This is a genomic window from Lentzea jiangxiensis, assembly GCF_900104175.1.
In the GTDB taxonomy this organism is placed as follows: Bacteria; Actinomycetota; Actinomycetes; order Mycobacteriales; family Pseudonocardiaceae; genus Lentzea; species Lentzea jiangxiensis.
This window is the reverse complement of the sequence record NZ_FNIX01000001.1, coordinates 1559984-1577611: the sequence shown is the minus strand read 5'-3', so window position 1 is coordinate 1577611 and position 17628 is coordinate 1559984. Positions and strand designations below refer to the sequence as shown.

Genomic DNA, 17628 nt, shown 5'->3' with positions numbered 1-17628 from the left:
TGGCGCTGGGGGTGTCCTGGCCGGTCGACCATGATGATCAGCGTGGACGTGAGGGTGCGCGACGGGCTGTGGGCGGCCGGCGCCTTCCTGCTGGCACTCGTGTCGCTGTTGGCGCCGCTGGGCAGGCCGGTCGAACCGTGGCTGATCGTGGCGTCGGCGGTGTGGGCGGGTGCGCTCGTGCCGATCAGCGCGCGCCGGCCGAGGTGGGCGGTCGTGCTCACCACTCCCCTGCACGCGGTCGACAACTTGCTCGCGATCGCCCCGACCACGCTCGTGATCTTCCGCGCCGCCCGGTCGGAGCGGTCGGCGCGGCGCCTGTGGGCGTTGGTCTGCGTCAGCGCGGTGCTGCAGGCCGCGTTCGGCGGCGTGCACGCGTTGCGCGCCGGGGACAGCCTGACCGAGTGGCTGCTGGGAACGGCGTTCACCGTCACTTTCCTGCTGCTCTTCCCCGCCCTGGCCGGTGCGCTCGTCGGACGCCGCAAGCCGTTGACCCAGGTGCTCATGGAGCGCAACGACTACCTCGAACAGACGCGCGTGCTGACCGCCAACACCGCGAGGTCCGCCACCCGCGCGCACATCGCGAGCGAGATGCACGACATGCTCAGCCACCGGCTCCGGCAACTGGCCGCGCACGCGGGCTCGTTGGAGCGCTCCGCCGCCGAGCAGGCGCCCGAGCTGCGCGAACAGGTCGAGCTGATCCGCAAGACCTCCACCGTCGCGATGGAGGAACTGCGCGAGATCCTCGGTGTGCTCGGCACGTCGACCGACGCCGACGAGGACGCCGGTACGCGTCAGGACGTCGAACGGCTCGTCGCGGCGTCCACCGCGGCCGGTGTCTCCGTCCACTTGGACTGGTCCGGTCCTGACCTGGCAGATGCCGACGCACGGCTGCGCAGGGCGGTGCATCGGGTCGTGCGCGAAGCACTCACGAACGTGCACAAGCACGCGCCGTCAGCTCGCACGCGCGTGTCCGTGGCCGTCGCCGAACGCGTGCGGGTCGACGTGGTCAACGGCCCGAGCGGCGAACCCCGGGGTGGCGGCACGCGCCGGGGCCTCATCGGCCTGGAGGAACGCGTCGCCCTGATCGGCGGGGTGTTCCTCGCCGGGGTGACCGTCGGCAGCGGCTTCCAGGTCACGGCCGACCTGCCGCTGCACCCGGTGGTGCAGGACGAGACGGCGGTCGCGGGCGCCGTCCGGGAAGCGCCCCCGCCGATCACCGCCGACGTCCTCACCGTGCCGCGCGTGATCGGCAGCGGCTGCCTCGGCACGCTCGCCGTCATCCCGGCCCTCGGCACGGCGTTCGTCCTGCTCGTCGTCGCGATCTTCAGCCGCGGCGAGATCAGCCCGCAGGAGTACGCCGCCTTCCAGGTGTCGGTCACGCACGAGGAGGAGATCACCGAGACGTTCGGCTTCGGCGTGCTGTCGGGCAACGCCGGCTGCTACCGCTACCACCTGCGCGACTCGGACGACCGGGACGTCGAGTTGTGCTTCGACAACGACACCGGCCTGCTGACCACGAAGAGGGAGCTCGCCCGATGAGGTTCGTCTGGCCGTCGCTCGCCTTCGTCGTCGGACTCGTGCCGCTGGTCGCCCCGCTGGCCCCGGTCCCCCACCCGGCGGTGACGATCACCAGTGCGCTCTGGATCGCCGCCCTCGTGTGGTTCGCGCCGCGCAAGCCGGAGTGGGTGCTGCTGCTCACGGCGCCGCTCTTCGCCGTCAACAACCTCTGGGCGATGGCCACCACCGCGTTCGTGGTGTTCGCCGCTGCCCGGCGCGTCCCCCGGCTCGGCAGGCTGTGGGCGTTGCTGGGCGCGACGGTCGTCCTGCAGACCGCCTTCAGCCTCTTCCAGGCCTACGACGACGCCCCGTTGTGGCAGACGGTGCTCGGCGCGTTCCTGGGGTCGGCGTTCTTCGTGGTCTTCCCCGCCGTGTCCGGGATGCTGCTGGGCCGGCGCAGGCCGATGGTCCGCCTCCTGCGGGAACGCAACGAGTACCTGGAACGCGCACGGGCCCTGACCGCGGCGTCGGCCCGTTCCGAGGAACGCGCCCACATCGCCGGCGAGATGCACGACATGCTCGGCCACCGCCTGAGCCTGATCTCGATCCACGCGGGCGCCCTGGAGCTGGCGACGGCCACCAAAGCACCCCAGCTGCACGAACAGGCCGAGCTCATCCGCACGACGTCCTCGCTCGCCATGGCCGAGCTGCGGGAGATCCTCGGCGTCCTGCGGACCAGCCCGGAACCCGAGTCGCTCGACGAGGACACCGGCACGAGGTCCGACATCGCCGCACTGGTCGAGAGCTCCGCGACCGCCGGGATCGCCGTCTCGCTCGACTGGTCGGGCGACGACCTGCACGGCGCCGACCCCCGCACCCGGCGCGCGGTGCATCGGGTCGTCCGCGAAGCCCTGACCAACGTCCACAAGCACGCCCCCGGCGCCCGCACGCGCGTCCTGGTCGCGGTCCAAGCGGGCCGTGCCCGCATCCAGGTCGTGAACGGCCCCTTCACCGCACCCCGCGGCAAGGGCACCCGGCGCGGACTCGTCGGTCTCGAGGAACGCGTCGGCCTGCTGGGCGGCTCGTTCAGCGCGGGGCCGCCGGTCGAGGGCGGTTTCCGGGTCGCGGCGGACGTTCCCCTGCACCCGGCGGCCCAGGCGGACCAGACGGCCCCCGAGGTCGCCGAGGTCCCGCCTCCGCTGGCGGCCGAGGTCCTGACCGTGCCCCGCGTGCTGGGCAGCGGCTGCCTGGGACTGCTGGCGCTGCTGCCGATCGTGGCCGCGCTGCTGCTCCTGCTCCTGTTCGCGCTGCTCAACCCCACGCAGATGAACGCCCCCTACTTCGACTCGCTGAAGGTGGGCGTGACGACCGAGCAGGAGGTCGTGGGCCAGTTCGGCGTCGGGCAGCTGGGCGTGGACGGCTGCTCGCGGTTCCGGACCTCGCACAACGCGGAGCTGCAGTACAAGCTGTGCTTCCGCGACGGCAGGCTCGCGTCGAAGGCGCAGGAGCGCCCGTAGGCTGCTGCCCGTGATCCGAGTTCTCATCGCCGACGACGAAACCCTGATGCGCGCCGGCATCCGCCTGATCCTGGAGAACGACCCGGACATCACCGTCGCCGCCGAGGCGAGCGACGGCAGGCAGGCGGTGGAGCTGACCCGGCAGCACCGGATCGACGTGGCCCTGCTGGACATCCGCATGCCCGGTGGGGACGGCCTGAAGGCCGCCGAGCAGATCGCCAGGACCGCCAGCGTCGTCATGCTGACGACGTTCGGCGAGGACTCCTACGTGGCGCAGGCGCTCAAGGTCGGCGCGACGGGCTTCCTGCTCAAGGACACCCCGCCCCAGGAGCTGATCAACGCCGTCCGCAAGGCCGCGGCGGGCGAGCCGATCCTGGCCCCGCAGATCACCCGGCGGCTGATCGAGAAGCACCTGACCGAGCCCGACAGGGGGTCGGCCGCACGCGCCAGGATCGACACCCTCACCGAGACCGAGCGCAACGTCCTCAGGCTCGTCGGCGAGGGCCTGTCCAACGCCGAGATCGGCGAACAGCTCTACATGGCGACCGGCACGGTGAAGGCGCACATCAGCCGGATCCTGCCCAAGCTGGAGTGCGCCAACCGCGTGCAGGCCGCCATCGTCGCCCACGACGCCGGTCTCACGCGGTCGTGAACCGGTCCAACGCGCGGATCTTGTTCGTGGCGTCCAGAGCCGCGACCTTGTAGGCCTCGGACAGCGTCGGGTAGTTGAAGACGGTGTCGACCAGGTAGTCCACCGTGCCGCCGCAGCCCATCACGGCTTGACCGATGTGCACCAGGTCGGTGGCGCCGGTGCCGAACACGTGCACGCCGAGGATCTTCCGGTCCACAGTGGACACCAGGAGCTTCAGCATGCCGTAGGCGTCGCCGACGATCTGGCCGCGCGCCAGTTCCCGGTACCGCGAGATGCCCACCTCGTAGGGCACCGCGGACGACGTGAGCTCGGCTTCCGTCGCACCGCAGTAGGAGATCTCCGGGATCGTGTAGATGCCGATGGGCTGCAGCGCGGTCAGCTCGCGCACCGGCTCGCCGAACGCGTGGTACGCGGCCAGGCGGCCCTGGTCCATCGACGTCGCGGCGAGCGCCGGGAAGCCGATCACGTCGCCGACGGCGTAGATGTGCTCGACGGGCGTGCGGTAGTGCTCGTCCACGCTCAGCCGGCCGCGGTTGTCCGCTTCGAGCCCGGCCGCGGCGAGGTCCAGCCTGTCCGTGCAGCCCTGGCGGCCCGCCGAGTACATGACGGCGGCGGCCGGGATGCGCTTGCCCGAGGCCAGCGTGGTGATGGTGCCCCCGTTCGACACCTGGACGTTCACGACCTTCTCGCCGAAGCGGAAGGTGACGGCCTGGTCGCGCAGGTGGAACTTGAGCGACTCGACGATCTCCGGGTCGCAGAAGTCCAGCATCCGCTCGCGCTGCTCGACGACCGTCACGCGGGTGCCCAGCGCGGCGAACATCGACGCGTACTCGATGCCGATCACGCCCGCGCCGACGACGACCAGCGACGACGGGATCTCCTGCAACGCGAAGACCTCGTCGGAGTCGAGGATCCGCTCCTCGTCGAAGTCCACCGCGGACGGACGCGCCGGCGTGGTCCCGGTCGCGATCACGATGAACTCACCGCTGATCGTCGTGTGGTCGCCGCGGTGGCTGCCGTCCACCGCCACGGTGTGCTCGTCGACGAAGCGGCCGAACCCGTTGAGCAGGTCGATGCCGTTGCGGTGCAGCTGTGCGCGCACGACCTGCACCTCGCGGCCGATCACGTGCTGCGTGCGGGCCATCAGGTCGTTGATCGTGATGTCCTGCTTGACCCGGTAGCTCGCGCCGTACAACTCGCGCTGGCTCATGCCCGTCAGGTACATGACGGCTTCGCGCAGCGTCTTCGACGGGATGGTTCCCGTGTTGGCGCAGACGCCGCCGACCATCTCCTGCCTGTCGATGATCGCCACGCGCTTGCCCAGTTTCGCACCCGCGATCGCCGCCTTCTGGCCGCCAGGACCAGAGCCGATGACGATCAGGTCGTAGTCGTACGACGTCATGGTCAGCAGCCTACTTCGACGGCTGCGATTCCACCCCGGAACCGCGGAACGGCAGCAGGTCGAGCAGCCGGGCCGCGGCCCGGTACTCCGCTACCCGGTCCGCGAACGGCCGCTGCACGATCCTGTGCACGGCGTCGCGGGAAAGGCGTTCGTACGCCGGAACCGTGTCGTTGCTCAGGAAGTCCCAGCGCGCTTCCCGGTCCGCGTAGTTGAACGCGGGCAGCGGGCCGCCGAACAACGGCCGGTACTGCGCGGGCGTCCTGCCACCGGGAACGGGCATCGGACCGGCGACGGTGATCGCGTACGTGACGACCTCTCCCGGCGGCAGCAACCGCGAACGCATGCGGTTGAACTGGCCCGCGATCACCAGGTTCTGCTCGCGGGACGAGAACTCCATGACCGCCTGCGCCGGGTCCGCCCACGCCGCCGTGGTCTCCGCGTCGATGAGGCCCGCGTCCCGCATCTCCCGCACCGCCTCGATCCCGCCGTGCAGGTAGGCGGCGTGCATCGCGCCGAGGTCCATGAAGATGTGCTTCTGCATCGCCATCAGCATCGTCGAGAACCAGCGCAGCTCCGGCACCGAACCGAGGTCCAGCATCCCGGCGGCGAACGCCGGCGCGCCGATGTTCGCGAACCCCATCCACCGCAACGAGTCCGGGTGGGTGAGGTAGAGCTTCGCGTAGAAGTCGTAGACGGCGAAGATCACCGAGCGGTTCTGCTCGGCGGGGCGCTGCGGGTCCCATTCGGACAACCGCACGCCGGCGTCCTCCGCGGCGCGGACGATCCAGTACTGCCACAACAACGCCTTGAAGCGGACCGGCGCGAGGCCTCGCGCGCGATAGGCGGCCAGCGCCTGCTCGATCGTGGCGCGGTCGTACGGCAGATCGGGGTGCACCCCACCCCGCTGTTCACCGTTTCCGTTGACCAGCGGCAGATCGAGGTAATCCACCGTTTCCGCTTTGGTGGCACCCATGCTGCCGAGCACGAGCGCCGCCACCACCATGAGCACGCGCATGAACGCGAACTGTATCCGGGTCAAGCGTCCTTTCCGTTCACAATCACCCCCGTTCAAGTGATGTTTTGCGGGTTCGTTAGCACTTTCGGTACCAAAGGGGCCATAAATCTCAACAGGGCTACTCCTAATGCCTATACCGTTTGGGCGTGGCTCTTGAGGTTTCCTTGATCGACGCGGTTCGAGCGGGACTCCAGGAGCTCGCGGATCCGGTGAAAGCGCCCGAGATGCAGGCGTACATGAAGTCCGCGATGCCGTTCCTGGGCGTGCGGAAACCGGCGCGGGTGGCGTTGCTGAAGTCGCTGCCGGTGATCCCGGACCGGGACGAGTGGCTCCACGCCGTGCAGACGTTGTGGCGCGAGGCGACCTATCGCGAGGAACGCTACGTCGCGTTGTCGTTGAGCGGTGATCGGCGATTCCAGTCCGTCGACCTGATGCCGTGGTTCGACGAGATGATCGTGACCGGCGCGTGGTGGGACCACGTCGACGAGATCGCGTCGAAACGGGTCGGCCCGCTGCTGCGGTCGGCACCCGAGGTCGTGCGGCCGCTGGTGCTCGAGTGGTCGACCGACGAGGACCGGTGGCGGCGGCGGACGTCGGTGATCTGCCAGCTCGGGTCCAAGGGCGCGACCGACGTGGACCTGCTCACCGCGTGCGTCGACGCCAACGCCGACGACCCGGACTTCTTCCTGCGCAAGGGCATCGGCTGGGCGCTGCGCGAGTTCGCGAAGACCGAGCCTGGCTGGGTGCGCTCGTTCGTCGAGGCGAGGCCGGGCCTGTCGCCGCTGTCCCGGCGCGAGGCCCTCAAGCACCTCTAGCCGTGCTTGGCGCGGCCCGAGTAGGTGAGCGGGAAGACGAGCTCGGCGCACGCCGCCGGCACGTCCGGCGCGACCTGGACCCTCATGGTGACCTCGACAGCGCCGCCCGCGGGGATCTCCACGATGTCGGTGAGCGGCACGACGGTCAGCACCCCGGCCGGGCACCCCTCGACGCGCTGCCGCGTGGCGTCGAGCGGCTGCCCCGGCACCGCGGACAGGCTCTCGACGATGATGACGACGGGGTTCGGGTTCGACAGGCGCACCTTGCGCTCACCCTCGGCACCGGGCTTGAGCTCCACGGCAGCGCCCGAGATGTCGTTGATCTCGAACGGCTTGAGCTGCTGCATCCCCGACTCACCGCTGCTCACGGAGTACGCCATCGCGGGCATGCGGGGCTCGGGCCACGTCAGGTGCATGGCCGCCACGACCGCCGCACCGACCATGAGGATCGTCAAAGACACGGCGACCTCGAGGCGCGGACCCAGATTACGCATGGCGCAACTCTCCAGAGTTGTTGCTCCAGGCGGTGGGTTCGCCTCTAGCTCCCCACCGGACCGGCGACCAACTCGCCCGGTGGTTCATCGCTTCGCCCCTCGGCCCCAGTGGGCCGCGTCGCCAATCTTGGAGAAGCTTCCCGCACTGCGCAAGCGTCTGACGGGCGCCGATTGCCCCTTGTAATGAGGGACCTTTGGCACCTTGACAGCCACGCAGGGCCACCACCTGCTGATTTGATCCCAAATCCCGGCGAACGGGATTCAGCCGATCGAGCGAATTGTCAGGAACAGACCTGTTCGGACACCTGGACGCTGCGCCAGGTTCCCGCGACTGACTGCACCTTCACGCGGAGAGGAGGTCCCCCGGTGACGGTGCAGGGCGGTGAGGAGACACGGAAGGACCCCTTGAAGTTGCCTTCGCCGTTGTCCTTGTCGCTCCACCAGACGTCATAGGCCGGCACACCCGGCGCGGCGACGGTGGCGGCCTTGGCGCCGGCGGCTCCCTGACCGCCGGTGGTCCAGGCCGCCGAGGCGGGCTGCGCCGCGAGGAGGCACAGCACCGCCGCTGCGGCGATCACGCCGCGCATCACGCGCTCGCGATCGTGACGGTGACCGGGATGGAGAAGGACTTCCCCTGGCAGCTGTTGTCGGCGTTGCCCATCGTCACGGCGCCGGGCAGCTCCACGGTGGCGGTGGCGGTGGCGCCGGAGGCGATCTGCGTCATGGGGGCGCTCGTGACGAACCCGAGCGCGCACTCCAGCGCGCTTCCCGGCACGAGGGCGACCGAGGTGACCTTCACCGGGTACGCGTTCGGGTTCTTGACGCTGACGGCGGCGTTGCCGGTCGCACCGGGGTACAGCAGACCGGTGGTGACCGCGCCGACGGACGAGTTCCTTGAAGCTGATCATACTGCGGTGCGCTTGCGCATGGGGTTCTCCTGGGGTGGTGCCCGGTGGGTGCGGCACCAAGTTCGGGGAACGCTCAACCACTACACAGCGTGCACAAGTCAGGAGAACGGGGACCCGGCCGGCACTGTTGTCATCCGGCATGGATCGGTTACCCGCATACGCGAACTGGAGGTCAGAGGCCTCATGACGCGGAAAGGCCCGAGATTCCGGAAGAACCTCGGGCCTCACCACGTGTGACCGGTCAGGCGCGCAGCGCTGCGCCCAGGCGTTCGCCGGCGGCGGCCACGGCGGTGTCGCGGGCCGCGGTCGCCTCCTCCACCGTCAGCGTGCGGTCCGGGGCGCGGAAGCGCAAGGAGTACGCGAGCGACTTCTTGCCCTCGCCCAGCTGCTCACCCGTGTAGACGTCGAACAACCGGATGTCCTCCAGCAGGTCGCCGGCGGACGCGCGGAGGACCTCCGACACCGACTGCACCGGCACGGAGGCGTCCACGACGAGCGCCACGTCCAGCAGCACCGGCGGGTACGCCGACACGACCGGGGCGGGGCGGTGGTCGTCGAGCGGCAGGGCGTCGAGGTCGAGCTCGAACGCCACGGTCCGCTTGGGCAGGCCCAGCTTCTCGACGACCTTCGGGTGCAGCTCGCCCGCGTGGCCGACGGGCCAGTCGCCCACGCGCAGCTCGGCGCAGCGACCGGGGTGCCACGGGAGCAGGTCCGAAGCGACGACGCGCAGCGTCACGCCGTAGGCGGCACCGGCGCGGCGGGCGGCCTCGACGGCGTCCGACCAGTCGGCCTGGCGGCCCTTGCCCCACCAGCCGGCCAGCTCGCGGTGGCCCGTGAGCACACCGGCGACGTGCAGCGGCTGCTGCGGCAGCGCAGCCTGCAACGAGGCCACCTCGGCCTCGGTGGGACGGCGGTCGACGCCGAGCGCGGGAACGGGGACCTGCTGCGCGCGCGGCAGCGTCACCTGGGCGACGTTGTAGAGCGCGACGTCGCGAGCACCCCGGGAGAGGTTGCGCTGCAACGTCTCCAGCAGGCCGGGCAGCAGCGTCGTCGCGAGGACGTTCTTGTCCGCCTCCAACGGGTTCAGCACGCCGACCGTGTTGCGGCGGACGTCGTCCTCCGGCAGGCCGAACGCGTCGAACACCGACGGGTCGATGAACGGGAACGGCTTGACCTCGACGAAACCGTCCTCGGCCAGCGTGCGCCACACCGTGCGGCGGCGGCGCTGCTGCTCGGTCAGGCCACGACCGGCGGGGGCGGGCGGCAGGACGGACGGGATCGTGTCGTAGCCCTCCAGCCGCAGCACCTCCTCCACCAGGTCGGCGGGCTGCACGAGGTCCGCGCGCCACGTCGGCGGCACGGCCGTGACGATCGTCTGGCCCTCCTCCGAGGTGGTCACCGAGACCTGGCAGCCGATCTGGCCGAGACGGCGGGCCGTCACGCCGCGGGCGTAGCGGACGCCGGCGACGCGGTCGGGCAGGTCGATCGGCATCGACACCGGCTCGGGCAGCGCGAACGCGCCCACGTCGGTGCGGCCGGGCTTGATCTGGCCCTCGGCGCAGTGGTTGAGCAGCTTCGCGGCCCGCTCCAGCGCCACGGGTGCCAGCGCCGGGTCGACGGTGCGCTCGAAGCGCTTCGCGGCCTCGGACGGCAGCTTGTGGCGGCGGACCGTGCGCGCGATGGACGCCGGGTCCCAGTTCGCGGCCTCCAGCAGGATGTCGGACGAGGTGTCGCCGACCTCCGTGGACGCGCCGCCCATGACACCGGCCAGCGAGATGACCCCGGAGTCGTCGGCGATGACGATGTCGTCGGTGTCGAGGGCGCGCACCGAGTCGTCCAGCGTCGTGAGCTTCTCCCCCGCCAGGGCGCGACGCACGGTCAGCGCCCCGGACAGGGAGGCGGCGTCGAACGCGTGCAGCGGCTGACCGAGCTCGAGCATCACGTAGTTCGTGACGTCGACCGGCAGCGAGATCGAGCGCATGCCCGCGAGCATCAGGCGGCGCCGCATCCACCACGGCGTCGGCGCGGTGGGGTCGACACCGGTGACCCGGCGCGCCACGAACCGCGAGCAGCCGGCGCGGTCCTCGACGTCGACCGGCCACGCCTCGCCCTCGGGCTCCGGGATCTCGACGAGGCCCGGGTCGCCGAACGGCACGTCGAGCGCGCAGGCGATCTCGCGAGCGAGGCCGCGGACCGAGAACGCGTAGCCGCGGTCCGGGGTCGGCGCGAGCTCGAGCACGGTGTCGTTCAGGCCGAGCAGCTCCAGGGCGTCGTCGCCGGGCTGCGCGGTGCCGGTGGGCAGCACGAGGATGCCGGAGTGGTCGTCGCCGATGCCGAGCTCGTCGGCGGCGCAGATCATGCCCTGCGACACGCGGCCGTAGGTCTTGCGCTCGGAGATCGCGAAGCCACCGGGCAGGACGGCGCCGGGCAGCGCGACGACGACCGAGTCGCCCTCGACGAAGTTGGTGGCGCCGCAGATGATCTGGTTGGTCTGCTCGGGACCGACCTCGACCTTGCAGTAGCGGATCGGCTTCTTGAACTCGGTGAGCTCCTCGATCTCGACGACGCGGCCGGCGACGACCGGGCCGGTCACGGGACCGAGCGGGCTCACCTCCTCGACCTCGATGCCGATGCGGGTGAACGCCTCGGCGAGCTCGTCGGGCGTGGGGACTTCGTCGAAACCGAGGTGTTCGACCAGCCAGCTGACCGGGATGCGCACCGGATCAGGCCTCCGTTCCGAATGGCTGGGTGAAGCGGACGTCGCCCTCGACCATGTCGCGCATGTCCGGAAGGCCGTTGCGGAACTGCAGCGTGCGCTCCAGGCCCATGCCGAAGGCGAAGCCGGAGTAGACGTCCGGGTCCACGCCGCAGGCGCGCAGCACGTTGGGGTTGACCATGCCGCAGCCACCCCACTCGACCCAGCCGGCGCCGCCCTTCTTCTCGGGGAACCACACGTCGACCTCGGCCGACGGCTCGGTGAAGGGGAAGAAGCTGGGGCGCAGGCGGGTCTTCGAGTCCTCGCCGAACATCGAGCGCGCGAACGCGTCGAGCGTGCCCTTGAGGTGGCCCATCGTCAGGCCCTTGTCGACCGCGAGGCCCTCGACCTGGTGGAACACCGGGGTGTGGGTCGCGTCGAGCTCGTCGGTGCGGAACGTCCGGCCGGGGCACACGACGTACACCGGCAGCTCGCGCTCCAGCAGCGTGCGGGCCTGCACGGGCGAGGTGTGCGTGCGCAGGACGAGCTGCGAGTCACCCGGCGCGATGTAGAACGTGTCCTGCATCGAGCGGGCCGGGTGGTCCTTGCCGAAGTTCAGCGCGTCGAAGTTGAACCACTCGGTCTCGAGCTCGGGGCCCTCGGCGATCTCGTAGCCCATGGCCACGAAGACGTCGCCGATGCGCTCCGCGAGCGTGGTGATCGGGTGGCGCGCGCCGCGCGGGAAGCGGTCCCAGGGCAGCGTGACGTCGACGGACTCCTCGCGCAGCACCCGCTCGTCGCGTTCGACCTGGAGCACGGCGAAGCGCTCGTCGAACGCGGTCTTGATGGCGGACTGCGCCTCGTTCACCCGCTTGCCGGCCTCGGCCTTGGCCTTGGGGGGCAGGGCGCCGATCTCACGGCGCGCCAGCAGGACGGGCGACCGGTCACCGAGGTGGCCGGGCTTGACCGCGGCGAGCGCCTCGAGGTCGGCGGCTCCGGCGAACGCCTCGCGGGCCTTCTGCACGGCCGCGTCGAGGTTCTCGGCCGACAGCGCCGCGACCTGCTTCGGGTCGTACGGGTCGTTGGCTCCGGACATGGTTGGCGGACAGCTCCCAGGTTTTGATCCACACAGGGGACATCAGGTAATCAGCAGGCTGATCCTAGTGGGTGCGCCGCCGGCCGCTCTCGGACGTTGCCGTTAAACGGCGGCACGGGCCCGCCGCCGTCCCTAGGATGGCGGCATCATGTCGCACACCTTCCGCGTCGACCTGCGCGGCATCATCGACCTGCTCAGCCACCACCTGTACAGCAGTCCGCGCGTCTACGTGCGGGAACTGCTGCAGAACGCCGTCGACGCGATCACGGCGAGGCGTGAGCTCGACCCGTCGTGCCCCGCCGACGTCACGATCACCTGCGGTCCGGTCCTGACGATCACCGACACCGGTGTGGGGCTCACCGAGACCGAGGTCCACGAGCTGCTGTCCACGCTCGGCCGCACGTCGAAGCGCGACGACCTGGGGTTCGCCCGCGAGGGGTTCCTCGGTCAGTTCGGCGTCGGCATGCTGTCGTGCTTCCTGGTCGCCTCCTCCGTGACGGTGGTCACGCGGTCCGCGCGCGGCGGTCCGGGCGTGCGCTGGGAGGCTGACTCCTCGGGCAACTACACGGTGTCCGCAGTGGACGGTGACGTGCCGGTTGGCACGACGGTGAGCCTGAGCGCGTCACGCGGCAACGAGCACTGGCTCGAAGCGGACGTCGTGCGGCCACTGGTGGTGGACTACGGAGACCTGCTGCCGGCCGTGGTGACGCTGGACGGCGCTCGGGTGACCCGTGGCGTGCGCCCGTGGGACAGCCTTGATGCCGCAGAGGACGCCGACCTCTCCGAGTACTGCGAGCAGGTCTTCGGGTTCACGCCGTTCGAGGCGATCCCGATCGAGGTCGAGGCGGCCGGCCTGACCGGTGTCGCGTTCGTGCTGCCGTCCGGGGTCCACCCCGGAACGCGCCAGACGCACCGGGTCTACCTGAAGCGGATGCTGGTCGGCGACAACGTCGAGGGCCTGCTGCCGGACTGGGCGTACTTCGTGCGGTGCGTGGTCGACGCGTCCGCGATCAGGCCCACGGCGTCACGCGAGTCGCTGTACCAGGACGAGATGCTGCTGGCGGTGCGCGAGGAGCTGGGCGAGCAGATCCGCGACTGGCTGATCAGGCTGGACGCCCTGGAGCCGCGCCGCGCCGGTGAGCTGCTGGCGGCGCACCACCTCGGCATCAAGTCGCTGGCGCGCTCGGACGACGAGATGCTGCGGCTGGTCGAGCGCTGGCTGCCGTTCGAGACCACCGACGGCCCGATCCCGTTGCGGCAGTTCAAGCGCAAGCACGGCGCGATCCTCTACATCCCGGACGTCGACGAGTTCCACCAGCTCGCGCCGGTCGCGGCCGCGCAGGGCCTGGGCCTGGTCAACGCGGGCTACGCCTACGACCTGGAGCTGCTGAACCGGCTCAGCGCGCTCGACGGCGCGTCCGTCGCGCGCCGGGTCGCGCCCACGGAACTGCTGGCGGCGCTCGCCGATCCGGAACCCGGCATCGAGACGGCGTTGCGGCTGCGGCTGTCCGAGGGAGCGGCGGCGCTGGACCGGCACGACTGCGACGCGGTGATCCGCGACTTCGACCCGGTCTCGCTGCCCGCGCTGCTGATCACCAACGCCGAGCAGCAGCGCAAGCTCGACACCGAGCAGACCGCCGAGGAGGTGGCGGACCCGCTGTGGGCGGAGCTGCTGGGGCAGCTGACCGCGGGCTCGTCGTCGTCACGGCCGGAGCAGCTGGTCCTCAACTGCCGCAACCCGCTGGTGCAGCGGCTGGCCCGGCTGAACGACCCGTCGCTCGTGGAGCTGACGCTCGAATCCCTGTACGTGCACGCCGTCCTGCAGGCTCGCAGGGCGATGCGACCGAAGGACACGGCGGCGCTCAACCGCTCGTTCCTGGAACTTCTCGACCGCGCCGTTGGGGGCAAGTGAACATGGCCGACTTCACCGCTGAGGACGCGGAAAGAGCGTTCCTCGACGCGTACAACATGCCGACGGGCATGCCGAAGCACGAGGCGCTGGAACGGGCGGCTCGGATGTCCGACGCGCTCGGGCACCTGCCGCTCGGGGTCTCGTGCCGGATCGCGATGATCGACTCGGCGTACTACCTGTCGCGCTACGACCTGATGCTCGCGCCGTTCGCGTGGGTGCGGGCCGCGGAGGAAAAGGACCCGGAGGCGTTCAACGAGTACGAGGTCCACTCGCTCAACTGGTCGCACAAATGGATCGCGACGGGGTTGCGCCGCGACCCGCGGTTCTCGCTGGAGCAGCTGCGGGCCGTGATCGCGCAGCTCGCGGACCGCTACGCCAAGCTCGGCTTCTCCGTGCAGCCGGTGCACGGCGCCCGTGCCGAGTACGCCTACCACGTCGGTGACATGACCGGGCTCGCCGAGCACCTCGGCCGCTACCTCGCCACCGAACGCGGACCGATGGCGGACTGCGAGGCGTGCGTGGTCGAGGAGCAGGTCTGGATGCTGGCGCGCCTCGGCCGCCACCAGGAGGCCGCCGCGCACGGCTGGGAGGGCCTGTCGGGCCACAGCGGCTGCGCGACGCAGCCGCAGGGCATCCTGACCGCGCTGCTGTGGCCGTTGCTGGAGATCGGCGACGTCGAAAAGGCGGCGCACGCGCACACGACCGCGTACCGGTTGATCAAGGATGACGAGATCACCTCGTACGTGCACGAGCACATCCGGTTCTGCGCGCTGACGGGCAACCTCTCGCGCGGCGAGGACATCCTGCGCCGGTCGCTGCACAAGGTGAAGGCCACGCAGCTGCCCGCCGACGAGATGTCGTTCGCCGAGTGCGCTTCCGTTCTGCTGCAACGCCTTCCGGCCGACACGGTCTTCGAGGTCCCGGCCGTCGGCACGCGGACGGCCGCCGAGCTGCTCGACCGGCTGTCGAAGCGGGCCGTGCAGCTCGCGAACCAGTTCGACGAGCGCAACGGCACGCCGGCGTGGGTCGAGCGGGTGACCAGGGCGCTCGAGCAGGCCGACTACCCGGCCGTCGAACTGGCGGTGCCGGCGGCGCCGGTGGCCGCTCCCGCCGAGGAGCCGCACGTCACCGGTGACCCGGTGGAGATCGCCGAGTCGATGCTGGCGCTGTACGAGCAGGGCGACTTCGTGAAGGCGCGGCGGATGCTCGACTCGCTGCCCGCGGACATGGACGCGTTGCTGCCGCCCGACCTCGCGGCGCACGCGGGCATCCGGCGGATGACGACCGGGCTGGTGCCGTTCGACCGGCAGGCCTTCGACCGGCTGCTGGCCGCGCTGCCCGCCGACCTCGCGCTGCGGTACCAGGCGCGGCTCGCGATGGGCCTCGAAGGTGGCCGCGAGATCGCCGAGAGGTGCCTCGCCGAGGCGACGTCCGACTACACCAGGACGGTCGCCGCCCTGACGCTGGCCGAGCTGCTCGACGACGACCACGCGCACGACGAGGCGGGCGAGATGCTCGCACTGGCGTCCTCTTGGGACGTTCCGGAGCTGCGCGGCAGGGTCCTGGTCGAGGCGGCGGAGCACAGGGCCCGGCAGCAGGACCTCGAAGGCGCGTACGCGGACGTCCTCGACGCCATGTCCGGTGACCTGCGGCCGAACGCCCGCTTCGAGGGCTACCGGCTGAAGCTGCGGCTGGAGACCGTCCTGCGCAAGGTCCCGGAGGCGATCGCGACGGCACGCGAGTACGTGTCGGCGTTCCCGCTGCCCGAGTCCTCCGAGGCGCGCTGGTACCAGGTCGCGGCGATCCAGGAGCTGGACCAGGAGGGCGCCTGCCTGGGCGACCTCCGCGAGGCCGTGGCGATCTCGCGCGTGCACCTCACCCCCGGCCACACCGCGCACTTCTGCTTCGCGCTGAGCGGCGGGTACGTGCAGACGGACCGGTTCGTCGAGGCCGCCGAGGTCCTCGAGGAGTCGTTGCGGCTGCTGCAGGACGGCCAGGAGGACCTGCGGCTGCAGGTGGTGTTCCGGCTCGGGCAGGTGTGCCGCAAGCTCGGCGAACTGCCGGCCGCGGAACGGTACCTGCGCGAGGCGACCGAACTGCTGCCGCCCGAGGAGACGGGCCGCCGGGCGTTCCTGCTCGACGCGCTCGCGTCCGTGCAGGGCGGGCTCGGCAAGCACGACGAGGCCACGGCGTCGTGGCGCGCGGGTGCCGCGCTGTGGCAGCAGGAGGGCAACCTCTCGGAGGCGATCGGCTCGCTGGTCGAGCTCGCGTCGAACCTGCCCGACGAGGAGGTGACCGAGACCCGCGCGGCCGTCGACGAGGCGGAGGCGTTGCTGCCGCTGCTCGACGACGAGCAGGAGGTCACGCGCCGGCAGGCGGAGATCGCCGCGATCCGCGCGTGGGTGCACGGTCAGGTCGGCGAGTTCGCGCTGGCGATGAAGCAGTACCGCGAGGCCGAGGCCCTGGTGGTGTCGCTGGGCGACGCGGGCTGGCGGGTGTTCGTGGTGCTGAAGTCGGCGCACGTGCTGCTCAACGCCGACGACGCCGAGGGCGCGGAGGCGGAGGCGCGCCGGGCCGCATCGCTGCTGCCCGACGACCACCAGGTGTCCAACGTGCTGTCGATGCTGTCGGAGGCGTTGCGGCGCCAGAACAAGCCGTCCGGCACCGATCCGCTCGTCCGCGAGCTGACCGCCCGGCTGGACTAGTCACTCCGGCTTCGAGGTCGCCTTCTCGTAGGCGACCTCGAAGGCGGAGTCCTCGGGCACCTGGATGTGCGGGACCACTCCCACGCCCTCCCAGTTGGTGCCGGAGACCGGGTTGATCGCGCGCCCGTTCGGCACAGCGGACTTGAGGTGCGGGCCGACCCGGTAGCGGTCGCCGGGATGCGCTCCGCCCTTCGTGGTCTCGCCGATGAGGGTGGCGCGCTCGTTCTGCTGGAGGTTGTAGCTCAGTTCCTCGGCGCCGGAGAACGTGCGGCTGCTCGTGAGGACGTAGACCGGCTTCTTGCCGCCGAACTTCGGGCCGGGCACGTGCGGCAGGGTCCAGAACTGCTGCGTCGTGTCGTCCGGGCGGTTGTAGATGTCGTTGAGGTGCACCGGTTCGTCGAACAGGTAGCTGCAGACCAACGCGACCGTGTGCGGGTCACCACCGCGGTTGTTGCGCAGGTCGATGATCAACGCGTCGGTGTGCGCGACGAGGTTCATCGCGGCGACGTAGGCCGGCGTGGCGATCTCGGCGTCGTGCAGCAGGCGCAGGTCGAGCAGGCCGACGTTGCCTTCCAGCCGCTCGACCCTGTGGATGCCGAACGCGTCGAGCTCGGCCTCCTTCCGGTACGCCACCGGGTCGAAGGCCGACTCCTCGCCGGTCTCGGGCACCTCTTCGGCGCTGTGGAGCAGGCGCAGGTGCTTGTCGCCGTTGACCGACTGCAGGTCCTCGGTCACGCGCCGGGCGAACTCCTCGTCGTCCACTCCGGAATAGGCGCCCTCGTCGAGGCGAGCGCGGACGACCTTCGCGATTTCCGCTGCGGTGTCGGGAAAAACGTAGTAAGCGGCCAGCTGGGAGCACAGGAGTTCGATCTCGGGTTCGCGCACGGGCGCACAGTAGCCGCGCGCCCGTGACCCGTCAG

At 70.8% G+C, this 17628-nt stretch carries 14 protein-coding genes; 6 read left to right on the top strand and 8 right to left on the bottom strand.

Annotated elements, in window-relative coordinates:
* The first annotated feature begins 42 nt into the window (after positions 1 to 42).
* Genes BLQ91_RS07740 through BLQ91_RS07730 form a run of 3 tightly spaced genes read left to right on the top strand, consistent with a single transcriptional unit; the run spans position 43 to position 3666 of the window.
* Positions 43 to 1539, top strand: a complete 1497-nt coding sequence (locus BLQ91_RS07740) for a sensor histidine kinase (RefSeq protein ID WP_176959595.1) — start codon at positions 43 to 45, stop codon at positions 1537 to 1539.
* Positions 1536 to 3014, top strand: coding sequence for a sensor histidine kinase (locus BLQ91_RS07735; RefSeq protein WP_090095860.1), 1479 nt, complete (start codon positions 1536 to 1538; stop codon positions 3012 to 3014). The genes BLQ91_RS07740 and BLQ91_RS07735 overlap by 4 nt, the downstream gene beginning before the upstream one ends.
* Positions 3015 to 3024: 10 nt before the next feature.
* Positions 3025 to 3666, top strand: a complete 642-nt coding sequence (locus tag BLQ91_RS07730) for a response regulator (RefSeq protein ID WP_090095859.1) — start codon at positions 3025 to 3027, stop codon at positions 3664 to 3666.
* Here BLQ91_RS07730 and sthA read toward each other — a convergent pair.
* Positions 3653 to 5068: a Si-specific NAD(P)(+) transhydrogenase gene (gene sthA / locus BLQ91_RS07725; protein WP_090095858.1), complete on the bottom strand. Its 1416-nt coding sequence runs from the start codon at positions 5066 to 5068 to the stop codon at positions 3653 to 3655. The genes BLQ91_RS07730 and sthA overlap by 14 nt on opposite strands.
* A gap of 10 nt (positions 5069 to 5078) precedes the next feature.
* A complete protein-coding gene (locus BLQ91_RS07720; protein ID WP_143022552.1) occupies positions 5079 to 6083 on the bottom strand; it encodes a hypothetical protein in 1005 nt (334 codons plus the stop codon).
* A gap of 146 nt (positions 6084 to 6229) precedes the next feature.
* Between BLQ91_RS07720 and BLQ91_RS07715 the strand changes: the two genes are divergently transcribed.
* Entirely contained in the window at positions 6230 to 6898 is a 669-nt protein-coding gene (locus tag BLQ91_RS07715; protein ID WP_090095856.1) for a DNA alkylation repair protein, read from the top strand.
* On the opposite strand, the gene BLQ91_RS07710 is transcribed toward BLQ91_RS07715, so the two are convergent.
* The 5 genes from BLQ91_RS07710 to pheS form a co-directional block, all read right to left on the bottom strand.
* On the bottom strand, positions 6895 to 7392 hold the full coding sequence (locus tag BLQ91_RS07710; RefSeq protein WP_090095855.1) for a hypothetical protein: 498 nt from the start codon (positions 7390 to 7392) through the stop codon (positions 6895 to 6897). The two genes, BLQ91_RS07715 and BLQ91_RS07710, sit on opposite strands and share 4 nt — an antisense overlap.
* A 281-nt stretch (positions 7393 to 7673) precedes the next feature.
* Positions 7674 to 7979 (bottom strand): hypothetical protein, encoded by a 306-nt coding sequence (locus tag BLQ91_RS07705; RefSeq protein ID WP_143022551.1) that lies wholly within the window; start codon positions 7977 to 7979, stop codon positions 7674 to 7676.
* On the bottom strand, positions 7979 to 8191 hold the full coding sequence (locus BLQ91_RS07700; protein ID WP_090095853.1) for a hypothetical protein: 213 nt from the start codon (positions 8189 to 8191) through the stop codon (positions 7979 to 7981). Before BLQ91_RS07700 ends, BLQ91_RS07705 begins: the two co-directional genes overlap by 1 nt.
* 350 nt (positions 8192 to 8541) lie before the next feature.
* Positions 8542 to 11019: a phenylalanine--tRNA ligase subunit beta gene (gene pheT / locus BLQ91_RS07695; RefSeq protein ID WP_090095852.1), complete on the bottom strand. Its 2478-nt coding sequence runs from the start codon at positions 11017 to 11019 to the stop codon at positions 8542 to 8544.
* Between the two features lie 4 nt (positions 11020 to 11023).
* Positions 11024 to 12091 (bottom strand): phenylalanine--tRNA ligase subunit alpha, encoded by a 1068-nt coding sequence (pheS, locus tag BLQ91_RS07690; RefSeq protein ID WP_090095851.1) that lies wholly within the window; start codon positions 12089 to 12091, stop codon positions 11024 to 11026.
* A gap of 148 nt (positions 12092 to 12239) precedes the next feature.
* On the opposite strand from pheS, the gene BLQ91_RS07685 reads away from it, so the two are divergent.
* Together BLQ91_RS07685 and BLQ91_RS07680 are read left to right on the top strand one after the other, a co-directional pair.
* Positions 12240 to 14003 (top strand): HSP90 family protein, encoded by a 1764-nt coding sequence (locus BLQ91_RS07685; protein WP_090095850.1) that lies wholly within the window; start codon positions 12240 to 12242, stop codon positions 14001 to 14003.
* A 2-nt stretch (positions 14004 to 14005) separates the two neighbouring features.
* Positions 14006 to 16708 carry a hypothetical protein gene (locus BLQ91_RS07680; protein WP_090095849.1) on the top strand — a complete coding sequence of 901 codons (2703 nt, stop codon included), beginning with the start codon at positions 14006 to 14008 and terminating at the stop codon, positions 16706 to 16708.
* On the opposite strand, the gene BLQ91_RS07675 is transcribed toward BLQ91_RS07680, so the two are convergent.
* Positions 16709 to 17593 carry a S41 family peptidase gene (locus BLQ91_RS07675; RefSeq protein ID WP_090095848.1) on the bottom strand — a complete coding sequence of 295 codons (885 nt, stop codon included), beginning with the start codon at positions 17591 to 17593 and terminating at the stop codon, positions 16709 to 16711.
* Positions 17594 to 17628: the final 35 nt, after the last annotated feature.